Below are 13,323 nucleotides of genomic sequence, written 5' to 3' on the forward strand. Positions count from 1 at the left end.
TCTCCTTCCGGCTGGCAGCTCCTGCAAAGCATACACGGGATTGCCCGCAAACGCCGGGCCGCGGCCTTCAGCGTGGCGGCCAAAGCCCTGGTTTCGCAACCTTGACCCCGCGTCCAGGGCCGCGAAGGCCGCGTTCGGCCCGCAGATACGTTACAAGATTCGTGATCATGTAATTTTCAGGTTACATTTGACTTGCCGCGAATCATCTTCCAGCGTATCACCGACCCAACGGTCGGCTTATCCCTGCCGCCGCCACAGGAGACGCGAACACCATGGATGCTTTCATCTGCGATGCCACCCGCACCCCGATCGGCCGCTACGGCGGCGCCTTGAGCCAGGTGCGCACTGACGACCTTGCCGCTTTGCCGATTGCCGCGCTGGCGGCGCGCAACCCGGATGCGGATTGGGGCGCGCTGGACGACGTGATCCTGGGCGACGCCAACCAGGCCGGGGAAAGCAACCGCAACGTGGCCCGCATGGCCGCCCTGCTGGCGGGCCTGCCCGCCGCGGTGCCCGGCACCACCATCAACCGGCTCTGCGCCTCCGGCATGGATGCAGTCGGCATGGCGTCGCGCGGGATCAAGGCAGGCGATTACGACATGGCCATCGCCGGCGGCGTCGAAAGCATGAGCCGCGCGCCCTTCGTGATGCCCAAGGCCGCTAGCGCCTTCACCCGCGCCAATGCGGTTTACGACACCACCATCGGCTGGCGCTTCGTGAACCCGAAGATGGACAAGATGTACGGCACCGACTCGATGCCGCAGACCGCTGACAACGTCGCCGCCGACTACGGCGTCTCCCGCGAGGACCAGGACGCATTCGCCGCCCGCAGCCAGGCCCGCTGGGCCGCGGCGCATGAGGCGGGGATCTTCAAGGACGAGATCACCCCCGTCACCATCCCCCAGCGCAAGGGCGAGCCAATCGTTGTGGACACCGACGAGCACCCCCGCCCCGGCACCACGGCCGAAAAGCTGGCAGGCCTCAAGGGCGTCAACGGCCCGGACAAGAGCGTGACCGCAGGCAATGCCTCGGGCGTCAACGACGGCGCCGCGGCGATCCTGATGGCGAATGAAGCGGCTGCCGCCAGGAACGGCCTGAAACCGATGGCCCGCATCGTCGGCATGGCCGCCGCCGGGGTCGAGCCGCGCATCATGGGCATCGGTCCGGTGCCGGCCACCCGCAAGGTTCTGGCCCGCACCGGCCTGACCATCGAGCAGATGGACGTGATCGAACTGAACGAGGCCTTCGCCAGCCAGGGCCTCGCCACGCTGCGCGAACTTGGCGTTCCCGACGATGCGCCCCATGTTAACCCTAATGGCGGCGCCATTGCGCTTGGCCACCCGCTCGGCATGTCCGGCGCGCGGCTGGTGCTGACCGCCGCCTATCAGCTGCAGCGCACCGGCGGACGTTTTGCGCTTTGCACCATGTGCGTCGGTGTCGGACAGGGAACAGCCCTGATCCTGGAACGCGTGTAACCTAACCCGCAGGAGGTCCCAGACATGTATGCTCAGATGATCAAATCCGAAGCGACCCAGGACGATCCGGAAAAGCTGGCCGCCTTCCAGGCCCGTATCGACGCGGGCGAGAAGATCGAGCCCAAGGACTGGATGCCCGAGGGCTACCGCAAGACGCTGATCCGCCAGATCGGCCAGCACGCCCATTCCGAAATCGTCGGCCAGCTGCCCGAGGGCAACTGGATCACCCGCGCCCCGACGCTGGAGCGCAAGGCGATCCTGCTCGCCAAGGTGCAGGATGAGGCGGGCCACGGCCTGTACCTTTACTGTGCGGCGGAAACGCTGGGGGTTTCCCGCGACGAGATGACGGAGATGCTGCTCGACGGGCGCATGAAGTATTCGTCGATCTTCAACTATCCGACGCTGAACTGGGCCGACATCGGGGCGGTCGGCTGGCTGGTCGACGGGGCCGCGATCATGAACCAGGTGCCGCTGCAGCGCACCTCCTTCGGCCCCTATTCGCGCGCGATGATCCGGGTCTGCAAGGAAGAGAGCTTTCACCAGCGCCAGGGCTATGACGCCATCCGCAAGATGGCCGAGGGCACGCCGGAGCAGAAGAAGATGGCGCAGGACGCGCTGAACCGCCTCTGGTACCCGTCGCTGATGATGTTCGGCCCGTCCGACAAGGACTCGGTGCATTCCGCCCAGTCGATGGCCTGGAAGATCAAGATGAATACCAATGACGAGCTGCGCCAGAAGTTCGTCGACCAGACCGTGCCGCAGGCCGAATACCTTGGCCTCACCGTCCCCGATCCGGACCTGAAATGGAACGAGGAGCGCGGCCATTATGATTACACCGACCCGGACTGGAGCGAGTTCTTTGACGTGATCAAGGGCAACGGCCCCTGCAACACGGACCGCCTCGCCGCCCGCAACAAGGCCTGGGACGACGGCGCCTGGGTGCGCGACGGGATGCTGGCCCACGCCAGGAAGAAAGCCGCCCGAAAGCACGCCGCCGAATAACCCCAAGCATTCCGGCGCTCCGGCCAGCCGCGCAGCGCCCCCTCAGCCAGGAGGATTTGAGACATGAAAAACGAATGGCCCCTCTGGGAAGTCTTCATCCGCGGCCAGCACGGCATGAGCCACCGCCACGTCGGTTCCCTGCATGCGCCGGACGCCGAAATGGCGATCAAGAACGCCCGCGACGTCTATACCCGCCGCAATGAGGGCGTGTCGATCTGGGTGGTCGAGGCAAACCACATTGCCGCGTCCTCGCCCAGCGACAAGGGCCCGCTCTATGAGCCGTCCGAGTCCAAGGTCTACCGCCACCCGACCTTCTTCGACATTCCCGAAGAAGTGGGAGCGATGTGATGACCCGCGAAGAGGCTTTTGCCCAGTTCCTGCTGCGGATGGGCGACAACACCCTGATCCTCGGCCACCGGGTCAGCGAATGGTGCGGCCATGCGCCGGTGCTGGAAGAGGACATCGCACTTGCCAACACCGCGCTGGACATGATCGGCCAGACCCAGATGTGGCTTGGCCTCGCTGCCGAGGTGCAGGGCGAAGGGAAATCCGCCGACGATCTCGCCTTCCTGCGCGACGCCTGGGATTTCCGCAACGTGCTGCTGGTCGAGGTGCCGAACGGCGGCTTCGGCCGCACCCTGATGCGCCAGTTCCTGTTCGACGCCTGGCATTCGATCCAGCTGGGCCGGCTGATGAAATCCTCCGACGCGCGCGTCGCGGCAATTGCCGAGAAGGCGTCGAAAGAGGTTGCCTATCACCTGGAACGCTCCGCCGATACCGTGGTGAGCCTGGGCGACGGCACCGAGGAAAGCCATGCCCGCATGCAGGCGGCGCTGGACTATCTCTGGCCTTACGCGGGCGAGATGTTCCAGTCCGACGCGGTCGACGCCGAGATGGTGAAGGCAGGCATTGCCCCCGATCCGGCGGCCTTGCGCGAGGAATACGACGCGCTGGTCTCCCGCATCCTGACTGAGGCCACGCTGACCATCCCGGAGAGCCGTTTTGCCCACAAGGGCGGCCGCACCGGTGCAATGCACACCGAACACCTGGGCCACCTGCTGACCCAGATGCAATGGCTGCAGCGCGCCTACCCGGGCGCCAAGTGGTAACACAGCACCAACGGCAGCCCCCTCCCCTGCGGGAGGCCGGGGGCTGCCCGGCGTATCCGCCGCGCGGACTGCCAAAAGGGATGAACCGCATGAGCCAAGTGACAACTCAGCCAAGCATTGACCAGATCTGGGAGTGGCTCGACGCCGTGCCGGATCCGGAAATCCCGGTGATCTCGCTGGTCGATCTGGGCATCATCCGCGATGTGGCATGGGAGGGGGAGACCTTGGTTGTTTCCGTCACCCCGACCTATTCCGGCTGCCCGGCAACTGCGGTGATCGCCTTGGATATCGAAACCGCGCTGCGGGACCGCGGCATAACCGATCTGAAGCTCAAAACCCTGATCTCCCCGGCCTGGACCACCGACTGGCTGTCGGCCAAGGGCCGCGCCAGGCTGGAGGGGTACGGCATCGCCCCGCCCCAGGCCGCCGGCGGCCCGGAGAAATGCCCCAACTGCGGCAGCACCGATGTCACCAAGGTCAGCCAGTTCGGCTCGACCCCCTGCAAGGCCCACTGGCGCTGCCAGGACTGCCTCGAACCCTTTGATTATTTCAAGTGCATCTGAGGAGACCCTGATGGCGCGCTTTCACGATCTTGAAGTCACCGACGTCCGCAAGACCATCCGCGATGCGGTGGTTGTCACCCTCAAGCCCGCGGGCGGCGCGGTCGGGGACTTCGCCTTCACCCAGGGCCAGTACCTGACCTTCCGCCGCGACTTCGACGGCGAGGAGCTGCGCCGCAGCTATTCGATCTGTGCCGGCCGCGACGAGGGCATTCTGCAGGTCGGCATCAAGCGCGTCGACGGCGGCGCCTTCTCGACCTGGGCCAATACCGATCTGAAACCCGGCGACACCCTGCAGGCAATGCCGCCGATGGGGACTTTCTTCACCCCGCTCGATGCAGGCGCCGAGAAGCACTACCTCGGCTTTGCAGGCGGCTCCGGCATCACCCCGGTGCTGTCGATCCTCAAGACCACGCTGGCAGCAGAACCGAACGCCTCCTTCACGCTGGTCTACGCCAACAAGGGCGTCAACACGATCATGTTCCGCGAGGAGCTGGAGGACCTGAAGAACCTCTACATGGGCCGTTTCAACGTCATCCATGTGCTGGAATCGGACGCCCAGGACATCGACCTGTTCACCGGCCTGGTGACGCAAGAGAAATGCGCCCAGCTGTTCGAGCACTGGATCGACATCGGATCGGTGGACACCGCCTTCATCTGCGGCCCCGAACCGATGATGCTGGGCATCGCCGCAGCACTGCGCACCGCCGGTCTGGATGACAGCCAGATCAAGTTCGAACTGTTCGCCTCTGCCCAGCCGGGCCGCGCCAAGCGCAAGGCCGCCGCCACCGGCGCCGGCAGCAGCGCCAACCAGACCCGCGCCGCCATCACCCTGGACGGCGCCACCCAGACCATCGAGATGGGCAAGGACATGACCCTGCTGGACGCGGCGCTGGAAAACGCGATGGATGCGCCCTACGCCTGCAAGGCGGGGGTCTGCTCCACCTGCCGCTGCAAGGTGCTGGAAGGCGAGGTCGAGATGGTCGCCAACCACGCGCTGGAGGATTACGAGGTCGAGAAGGGCTATGTGCTGTCCTGCCAGGCCTATCCGGTGACCGATACCGTCGTGGTCGATTACGACCAGTAACGCCTGCCCAAGGGAGAACGGATCATGACTGACGAGATGAGCATCGAAAGCTATCTGGCCCAGGGCGGCGTGCTGAGCAACCCGTCCAACGTGCCGCCGCGCTACCGCGCCGAGCTGCTGAAGATGATGGCGACCTTTGTCGACAGCGAGCTGGCGGGCGCCGCCGGCTTTGCCGACATCATCAACGAAGGGCCGGGTATCAAGGCGCGTATCGCTGCCGCGAAGATCGTGCTGGAAAAATCCGACAGCGCCGAGAAAGTGCTGCGCATCATGGGCGAGTTCGGCGCCGACACCGAACGGTATGCCGACCACCACCCCTGGACCGCCCGGCTGGAACGGGACGCTGACATCGGCCAGAGCCGGACCAAGCACGACATGCGGCTGGCCGTGTTCAACTACCCGCTGGAAGGCTGGGCGGATGCGGTGGTGATGAACCTCCTGATGGGCCGGGCGGTGGCACTGCAGCTGGAGGAGCTGTCCCATGTCTCCTACCAGCCGCTGGCCGAGGCGTTTCGCGCCATTCTGCCGGTCGAGGCGCACCATGCGGACCTGGCCGAAGAAGGCTTGATGCAGCTGGTTGAGGCAAAAGGCGCGCCAGCGCTGCAAGAGCTGGCGGACTACTGGTGGCCGCGGGTGGCGGCAAGCTTCGGCCAGGAAGGCTCGGAGAAGTTCGAAGGGCTCAAGGCCATGGGCCTGCGCCGCACCCCGAATGCCGAGCTGAAAGCCCGATGGCAGCAGGACGCGGGGGCCACTCTTGGCAAGACCGGGCTGAAACCGGCCGCGTAACCAGCCGGGGCCGGGCACTCCCGCCCGGGCCTGCGCGCATCGGGATGCGCTTGCCCGGTTGGGCCGGGCGCGCCTTGCGGCGCGCAGGACCCTGCCGGCGGCATCGCGCCCGCACACGCAAAGGTTGATTAGGTCAGCCATTCTGCCCGAATGTTTCGCGCGCGAAACAAATGGACAGCAATGCTGACCTATAAGACGCCGCGTCATTTCCCGCCACCCAAGGCACCTAACCACCTGAAAAACAACTGTTTTACACCCAGAAAAGCAGCTGTTCCGCCCGTCTGGCACGCAAGCATGTCTGGACGGCTGCCGCGACTCCGCCTAGTTTTCGCTGCGTAAAGCGAGGGCATGAAAATGGCAGCGGGCAGCACCATCCGAACCTATTCCGACGGCAAGTGGCAGGACGGCGACCTGGCGGTGATGCGGGCCGCGGATCACGCAATGTGGCTGGGCTCCTCGGTGTTTGACGGTGCGCGGTTCTTTGATGGGATGACCCCGGATCTGGACCTGCACTGCGCCCGCACCAATGCCTCGGCCCGGGCGCTGATGATGACGCCGACGCTGTCGGCAGAGCAAATGGCGGAGGTGGTCCGCGAAGGGCTGGAGGGATTTGCGCCCGGTGCCGCGGTCTATATCCGGCCCATGTACTGGGCCGCAGACGGCGACGAGACCCTGATCGCCCCCAGAGCGGACAGCACCCGCTTTGCCGTCAGCCTGGAGGAAATCCCGATGGCGCCGGACACCGCCGCTGCGACCCTCACCCGCACCCGCTTCCGCCGTCCGGTGCTGGAAACCGCGGTGGTGAATGCCAAGGCCGGCTGTCTTTACCCCAACAACGCCCGGATGCTGCGGGAGGCGCGCAGCAAGGGGTTCTCCAATGCGCTGGTGCTGGATGCGATGGGCAATGTGGCCGAAACCGCCACCACCAATGTCTTCATGGTACGCGATGGCGAAGTGTTCACCCCGATCCCCAACGGCACCTTCCTGGCCGGCATCACCCGCGCGCGCCACATCAGCAACATGCGCGCCGATGGCATCCCCGTGCAGGAATGCGTGCTGGGCTATCAGGATTTCGAAGAGGCCGACGAGATCTTCCTGTCCGGCAACATGAGCAAGGTGACCCCGGTCACCGCCTTTGACAATTGCAGGTATCAGGCGGGCCCCGTCGCCAAGCGGGTGCGCGAGATGTACTGGGACTGGGCCTCCAGCCAGCCGTAACGCAGGGCGCGCGCGCGCCTCAGGATCTCCCGCCCGCTCCGGGCCTTTGCGGCAAAGGCCTCTGCACGGCCGGGCATGGCACCGCCGGACAGCCCTGCGGGAGCGGGAGCGCTCACCTGCCCGCGGGCAGCCCTTGGTCTAGGGCCAGATAACCGCAACACCGCCGCCGCTTTGGCTCTATTGCCTGATGGCGCCGCTTGCGCCATGATCCGCGGTGGAACAACGAGAGAGCGAAGATGCGCAAATTCCTTGTGGTACTGGACGACAGCCGCGAATGCCTGAACGCCATGCGGTTTGCCGCGATGCGGGCGGCGCATACCGGTGCCGGCGTCACCATCCTGTCGGTGATCCCGCCGGACGAGTTCAACCACTGGATCGGCGTCGGCGAAGTCATGCGGGAAGAGGCACGCGAGCGGATCCATGCGCATTTCGAGGTCTTTGCCAAATGGATGCGCGACCGCCAGAACGTCGACCCGGAACTGGTGATCCGCGAAGGCGAGCCGGTGCCGGAAATCCTCGACTATATCGAGGCCGACGCGGAGATCGGCGTGCTGGTGCTGGGGGCCGGCACCGGGCGCAAGGGGCCGGGTCCTCTGGTCACCCAGCTGACCAAGAACTCGGGCACCCTGCCGGTGCCGATCACCATCGTGCCCGGCGATCTGTCGAAAGAAAAACTCGAAGCAATCACCTGACGGGGCAGCGGAGCGGCGGCGATGGGCGGCAGGATCACCTTCTGGTTCGAATTCGCCTCCCCCTATTCCTATCTCAGCGTGATGCGCATCGGCCAAGAGGCCGCCGCGCGCGGGGTCACCGTCACCTGGAAGCCGTTCCTGCTGGGGCCGGTGTTTGCCGACCAGGGCTGGGACACCTCGCCGTTCAATATCTACCCGGCCAAGGGGCGCTACATGTGGCGCGACATGCAGCGGATCTGCGCCGCCCGAGGGCTGCCCTTCCGCCGCCCGTCCCCGTTTCCGCAGAACGGGCTGAAGGCAGCACGGCTGGCGCTGGCGGCGGCGGAGCAGGACCGGATCGAAACCTTTGCACAGGCTGTATTCCGGGCGCAATTCGGCAATGGCGCGGATATCTCCAGCGAAACCGTCCTGCGGCGCTGCCTGCACCAGGCGGGCTTGGGCGAGGCGGGCATGGGCGCGGCGCTGCTGGAGCGTGCAGCAGCGCCTGAAATCAAATCGGCACTGAGAAGGCGGACGGAACAAGCCATCGCCGCAGGCATTTTCGGCGCACCGAGTTTTTTCAGCGGCGACGAACTGTTCTGGGGCGATGACCGGCTGGAACAGGCACTGGCGCACGCCGCAGCCGGCGTATTTTAGAATCGTTCCAAATCTTGACTTGCGGCCCCGCAGGGCGCATATCGGGGGCACGCTTAACGGAGACCCGACATGTTCATTCAGACTGAATCCACGCCCAACCCGGCGACGCTGAAATTCCTGCCGGGCCAGACCGTTCTGGAGGTGGGCACCGCCGACTTCCCCAGCGCCGAGGCGGCGGGCAAATCGCCGCTGGCTTCCCGCATCTTTGCGGTCGAAGGCGTGACCGGGGTGTTCTTCGGCAACGACTTCGTGACCGTGACCAAGGCGGACGGCGTCGATTGGGACCACATCAAGCCCGCGATCCTGGGCGCAGTGATGGAGCATTACCAGTCCGGCCAGCCGGTGATGGCGGACGGCTCTGCCGATCCGGCCTCGGGCCATGCCGAGCATTCCGGCGAAGACGCCGAAATCGTCAGCCAGATCAAGGAACTGCTGGACAGCCGGGTGCGCCCCGCAGTGGCGCAGGACGGCGGCGACATCACCTTCCACGGCTTTGACCGCGGCGTGGTCTACCTGCACATGCAGGGCGCCTGCGCGGGCTGCCCCTCCTCGACGCTGACGCTGAAGATGGGCATCGAGAACCTTTTGCGCCATTACATCCCGGAAGTCACCGAGGTGCGCCCGGTCGCCGTCTGAGCCGGCGGGAAAGGACTGCCAATGACAGACCAGCCGCTGGTTCTGGGATTTGACACATCGGCCGCGCATTGCGCGGCCGCTTTGCTGCGCGGCGGCGAGGTGCTGGCGTCCCGGCTGGAGGAAATGGCCCGCGGCCAGGCCGAGCGGCTGATGCCGCTGCTGGAAGAGGTGCTGGCAGAGGGCGGTGCCGCCTGGCAGGATCTCGACGCCATCGGGGTCGGCATTGGCCCCGGCAACTTCACCGGCATCCGCATTGCGGTCTCCGCCGCCCGCGGGCTGGCGCTGGGGCTGGAGGTTCCGGCCGTTGGCGTCGACGGGTTCGAGGCCCGCGCCGCCGCAGGCACCCTGCCCGCGGTGCCAGCGCCGCGCGATCAGGTCTATGCCGCGCTGCCGGGCGAGGCACCGCGTCTGATGCCCAGCCAGGAGGCCGAGGAGGCCGCCCGCGGTGCCGGGCTGGCGTTTGCGCCCGAGGCAAGCCCGGCGGGGATAGCCGAAACTGTTGCGCGTATCGCGGCGGCACGGTTCCGCACTGTGACGGAGCCGCCGGCCCCCCTGTACTTGCGGTCTGCCGATGCGGCCCCCTCCAGCGACGTCCCCCCGGCGCTGATTGATGAGTGATCCGCTGGCACCGGAAAGGATGGCCGCCACCCACGCCGCGGCCTTCAGCCAATCCCGCCCGTGGAGCGCCGCGGAAATTGCCGCGCTGCTGGACAGCCCGCTGATTTTCGCCGCGGGCGACGAGCGCTGTTTTGCTCTGGTGCGGGTGATTGCGGATGAGGCGGAGCTGCTGACCATTGCCACCGATCCCGCGCATCAGCGCCAGGGGTTGGCGCGGATCTGCATGGCGGGCTGTGAAGCCGCCGCCCGGGAACGCGGCGCGGCGGAAATGTTCCTGGAGGTGGCCGAGGACAACGCCGCGGCCCAGGCGCTGTACCGGGCCTGCGGATTTGCCGAATGCGGGCGGCGGGCCGGCTACTACCGCCGGGCGGGCGCCAAAGCCGCCGATGCGCTGCTGATGCGCAAGGCCTTACGTTAGGCAAGCCGCGCGTATTTCGCACCATTTGGTCAAAAAACGGTTGACCCTCTCCCTGCCCAGCGGGCTAAATTGCCGCACCCTTCAGGCCTGAACGGGGCCGGGCGGCGGCATGTCCCGCTGCTGACAACAATAATGACCGTGGGAGTTAACCTGATGACCGTGATGAAACCGCTGCTGGGCGCAGCCGCGACGCTGGCCCTGACTGCAGGCGCTGCGCTGGCCGAACCGGCCCTGATCTTTGACCTGGGCGGCAAGTTCGACAAGAGCTTCAACGAAGCCGCGCATAGCGGCGCCCAGCGCTGGGCCGAAGAGACCGGCGAAAGCTACCGCGAGATCGAGCTGCAGTCCGAAGCCCAGCGCGAGCAGGCGCTGCGCCGCTTTGCCGAGGCCGGCGCCAACCCGATCGTGATGGTCGGCTTTGCCTTTGCCGACGCCCTGGGCCAGGTGGCCGCCGATTACCCGGACACCAAGTTCACCATCATCGATATGGTGGTCGAGGGCGACAACGTGCGCTCGGTTGTCTTTAACGAACACGAAGGCTCCTATCTGGTCGGCATGATGGCCGCGATGGCGTCCAAATCGGACACTGTCGGCTTCATCGGCGGCATGGACATCCCGCTGATCCGCAAGTTCGCCTGCGGCTATGCCGAAGGCGTCAAGGCAGCCAACCCGGACGCCAAGGTGATTTCCAACATGACCGGCACCACCCCGGCCGCCTGGAACGACCCGGTGAAGGGCTCGGAGCTGACCAAGGCGCAGATCAGCCAGGGCGCCGATGTGATCTATGCCGCGGCCGGCGGCACCGGTGTGGGCGTGCTGCAGACCGCCGCCGACGAGGGCATCCTGTCGATCGGCGTGGACAGCAACCAGAACCACCTGCACCCGGGCAAGGTGCTGACCTCGATGACCAAACGGGTGGACAACGCGGTCTATCAGGCCTTCACCGATGGCGAGAGCATGGAGACCGGCTTCTCGGTCATGGGGCTGGCCAATGGCGGCGTCGGCTATGCGATGGATGAGCACAACGCCGCCCTGGTCCCGGCCGGCATGCAGGCCGCGGTGGACGAAGCCGCTGCCAAGATCGCCTCGGGCGAAATCAAGGTGCATGACTACATGTCGGACGACAGCTGCCCTGTGCTGAGCTTCTAGGCAGAAAGCCCCAGGCCATGACGGATTCACTTCATACTCTGTTTGCGGCCTGGGGCGACCCGGCCCCCGAAGGCCGCGCTGCAAAAACCGACGCGGCCATCGGGCCTCGTTTTTATTACTCCGATCCCAACACCCCCGCCCCCATCGAGGGACGCGCCGCCTATCTGGACTATATCGCGCAGTTCAGCGCGAAGATGCCCGGTGCCGCGGCCAAGGTGGTTGCCGTCTCGCAGCACCATGGGCACGCGCGTGCCACGGTGGATTTCGAAAAAGACGGCAAACGCATGGTGCGCGGCCAGTATTTTGCCGATCTGCATGACGGCAAGGTGGTGCGGCTGATCGGATTTCCAGGCATGGGAGAGCCCGATTGACCGCCCCCGCCATCGAACTCAAAGGCATTTCCAAGGCCTTTGGCCCGGTCCAGGCCAACAAGGATATCTCCATCCGCGTCGCCCCCGGCACCATTCACGGGATCATCGGTGAAAACGGTGCCGGCAAGTCGACGCTGATGTCGATCCTCTATGGCTTCTACAAGGCCGACAAGGGTGAGGTCTGGATCAACGGCAACAGGACCGAAATCCCGGACAGCCAGGCAGCGATTGCCGCGGGCATCGGCATGGTGTTCCAGCATTTCAAGCTGGTGGAGAATTTCACCGTGCTGGAGAACATCGTGCTGGGGGCCGAGGACAGCGGACTGCTGATGCCCTCGCTGCGCCGCGCCCGCAAGGAGCTGAAGGCGCTGGAGGAGGAATACGAGCTGTTCGTGAACCCCGACGCCCGCATCGACGAGATCGGTGTCGGCATGCAGCAGCGGGTGGAGATCCTGAAAGCGCTCTACCGCAAGGCGGAGATCCTGATCCTCGACGAGCCGACCGGCGTGCTGACCCCTGCCGAAGCCGACCAGCTGTTCCGCATCCTCGACCGGCTGCGGGCGGAAGGCAAGACCATCATCCTGATCACCCACAAGCTGCGGGAGGTCATGGAGTACACCGACACGGTGTCTGTCATGCGGCGCGGCCAGATGACCGCCACCGTCAAGACGTCTGAGACCAGCCCCGAGCATCTGGCCGAGCTGATGGTGGGCCGCAAGGTGCTCTTGCGCGTTGACAAGGTGCCCGCCCGGCCCGGCGCCCCGATCCTAGAGATCGAGAACCTGCGGGTGGTGGACGAGGCCGGCGTCGAGCGGGTCAAGGGCATCGGCCTGACCGTGCGCGCGGGCGAGATCGTCGGCATCGCCGGGGTTGCGGCCAACGGCCAGTCGGAGCTTTTGGAAGTGCTGGGCGGCATGCGTCCGGGCACCGGCAGCATCAAGCTGCATGGCAGCCCCCTGCCCCTGCGCGGTCCGGGGTCGGACGCCAAGGCGCGCCGCGCGGCCCGTATCGGCCATGTCCCCGAGGACCGCCAGCGCGAGGGGCTGATCATGGACTTCCACGCCTGGGAGAACGTGGCCTTCGGCTATCACCGCGATCCGGCCTATCAGAGCGGCCTCCTGATGAACAATGCCGTCCTGCGGGCCGATACCGAAGCCAAGATGGAGAAGTTCGACGTGCGCCCGCCGGACCCCTGGCTGGCCGCCAAAAGCTTTTCCGGCGGCAACCAGCAGAAAATCGTGGTGGCGCGCGAGATCGAACGCAACCCGGACCTCCTGCTGGTGGGCCAGCCGACCCGCGGCGTCGACATCGGCGCCATCGAATTCATTCACAAGCAGATCGTGGCCCTGCGCGATCAGGGCAAGGCGATCCTGCTGGTCTCGGTCGAGCTGGAGGAAATCCTGTCGCTCTCCGACCGCGTCGCGGTGATGTTCGACGGCATGATCATGGGCGAACGCCCGGCGGATCAGACCGATGAGAAGGAACTCGGCCTGCTGATGGCCGGTGTCGCGGGGGAGGCCGCGTAGATGCTTGCAAGAGACTTGAGCCGCGCAGGTCAGCGCCCGG

General features: G+C 66.0%; 16 protein-coding genes. All 16 read left to right on the forward strand.

Annotation, left to right across the window (positions count from 1 at the left end):
- Window positions 1–272 precede the first annotated feature (272 nt).
- Window positions 273–1,475: a 3-oxoadipyl-CoA thiolase gene (pcaF, locus tag OKQ63_RS15310; RefSeq protein ID WP_264210906.1), complete on the forward strand. Its 1,203-nt coding sequence runs from the start codon at window positions 273–275 to the stop codon at window positions 1,473–1,475.
- 24 nt (window positions 1,476–1,499) lie between these two features.
- Window positions 1,500–2,477: a 1,2-phenylacetyl-CoA epoxidase subunit PaaA gene (paaA, locus tag OKQ63_RS15315; RefSeq protein ID WP_264210907.1), complete on the forward strand. Its 978-nt coding sequence runs from the start codon at window positions 1,500–1,502 to the stop codon at window positions 2,475–2,477.
- Between the two features lie 63 nt (window positions 2,478–2,540).
- The gene (gene paaB, locus OKQ63_RS15320; RefSeq protein WP_014879084.1) at window positions 2,541–2,825 is read left to right on the forward strand and encodes a 1,2-phenylacetyl-CoA epoxidase subunit PaaB; all 285 of its coding nucleotides are present in this window, start codon (window positions 2,541–2,543) and stop codon (window positions 2,823–2,825) included.
- Window positions 2,825–3,586, forward strand: coding sequence for a 1,2-phenylacetyl-CoA epoxidase subunit PaaC (gene paaC, locus OKQ63_RS15325; protein WP_264210908.1), 762 nt, complete (start codon window positions 2,825–2,827; stop codon window positions 3,584–3,586). The genes paaB and paaC overlap by 1 nt, the downstream gene beginning before the upstream one ends.
- 89 nt (window positions 3,587–3,675) lie before the next feature.
- Window positions 3,676–4,149 carry a 1,2-phenylacetyl-CoA epoxidase subunit PaaD gene (gene paaD, locus OKQ63_RS15330; protein WP_264210909.1) on the forward strand — a complete coding sequence of 158 codons (474 nt, stop codon included), beginning with the start codon at window positions 3,676–3,678 and terminating at the stop codon, window positions 4,147–4,149.
- Between the two features lie 10 nt (window positions 4,150–4,159).
- Window positions 4,160–5,233, forward strand: coding sequence for a 2Fe-2S iron-sulfur cluster-binding protein (locus OKQ63_RS15335; RefSeq protein ID WP_264210910.1), 1,074 nt, complete (start codon window positions 4,160–4,162; stop codon window positions 5,231–5,233).
- Window positions 5,234–5,257: 24 nt separating this feature from the next.
- The gene (locus tag OKQ63_RS15340) at window positions 5,258–6,019 is read left to right on the forward strand and encodes a Phenylacetic acid catabolic protein (protein ID WP_264210911.1); all 762 of its coding nucleotides are present in this window, start codon (window positions 5,258–5,260) and stop codon (window positions 6,017–6,019) included.
- Between the two features lie 354 nt (window positions 6,020–6,373).
- The gene (locus OKQ63_RS15345; RefSeq protein WP_264213938.1) at window positions 6,374–7,237 is read left to right on the forward strand and encodes a branched-chain amino acid aminotransferase; all 864 of its coding nucleotides are present in this window, start codon (window positions 6,374–6,376) and stop codon (window positions 7,235–7,237) included.
- 236 nt (window positions 7,238–7,473) lie between these two features.
- Window positions 7,474–7,929, forward strand: coding sequence for a universal stress protein (locus tag OKQ63_RS15350; RefSeq protein WP_264210912.1), 456 nt, complete (start codon window positions 7,474–7,476; stop codon window positions 7,927–7,929).
- Window positions 7,930–7,950: 21 nt separating this feature from the next.
- Entirely contained in the window at window positions 7,951–8,565 is a 615-nt protein-coding gene (locus OKQ63_RS15355) for a 2-hydroxychromene-2-carboxylate isomerase (protein ID WP_264210913.1), read from the forward strand.
- Between the two features lie 69 nt (window positions 8,566–8,634).
- The gene (locus tag OKQ63_RS15360) at window positions 8,635–9,201 is read left to right on the forward strand and encodes a NifU family protein (protein ID WP_264210914.1); all 567 of its coding nucleotides are present in this window, start codon (window positions 8,635–8,637) and stop codon (window positions 9,199–9,201) included.
- Window positions 9,202–9,222: 21 nt separating this feature from the next.
- Window positions 9,223–9,819 carry a tRNA (adenosine(37)-N6)-threonylcarbamoyltransferase complex dimerization subunit type 1 TsaB gene (gene tsaB / locus OKQ63_RS15365; RefSeq protein ID WP_264210915.1) on the forward strand — a complete coding sequence of 199 codons (597 nt, stop codon included), beginning with the start codon at window positions 9,223–9,225 and terminating at the stop codon, window positions 9,817–9,819.
- On the forward strand, window positions 9,812–10,237 hold the full coding sequence (locus OKQ63_RS15370) for a GNAT family N-acetyltransferase (protein WP_264210916.1): 426 nt from the start codon (window positions 9,812–9,814) through the stop codon (window positions 10,235–10,237). The genes tsaB and OKQ63_RS15370 overlap by 8 nt, the downstream gene beginning before the upstream one ends.
- 153 nt (window positions 10,238–10,390) lie before the next feature.
- Window positions 10,391–11,386, forward strand: coding sequence for a BMP family lipoprotein (locus OKQ63_RS15375; protein WP_264210917.1), 996 nt, complete (start codon window positions 10,391–10,393; stop codon window positions 11,384–11,386).
- 17 nt (window positions 11,387–11,403) lie between these two features.
- Window positions 11,404–11,757, forward strand: a complete 354-nt coding sequence (locus OKQ63_RS15380) for a nuclear transport factor 2 family protein (RefSeq protein WP_264210918.1) — start codon at window positions 11,404–11,406, stop codon at window positions 11,755–11,757.
- A complete protein-coding gene (locus tag OKQ63_RS15385; RefSeq protein ID WP_264210919.1) occupies window positions 11,754–13,283 on the forward strand; it encodes an ABC transporter ATP-binding protein in 1,530 nt (509 codons plus the stop codon). The genes OKQ63_RS15380 and OKQ63_RS15385 overlap by 4 nt, the downstream gene beginning before the upstream one ends.
- Window positions 13,284–13,323: the final 40 nt, after the last annotated feature.

The sequence above is a fragment of the Leisingera thetidis genome, assembly GCF_025857195.1.
GTDB lineage: Bacteria > Pseudomonadota > Alphaproteobacteria > Rhodobacterales > Rhodobacteraceae > Leisingera > Leisingera thetidis.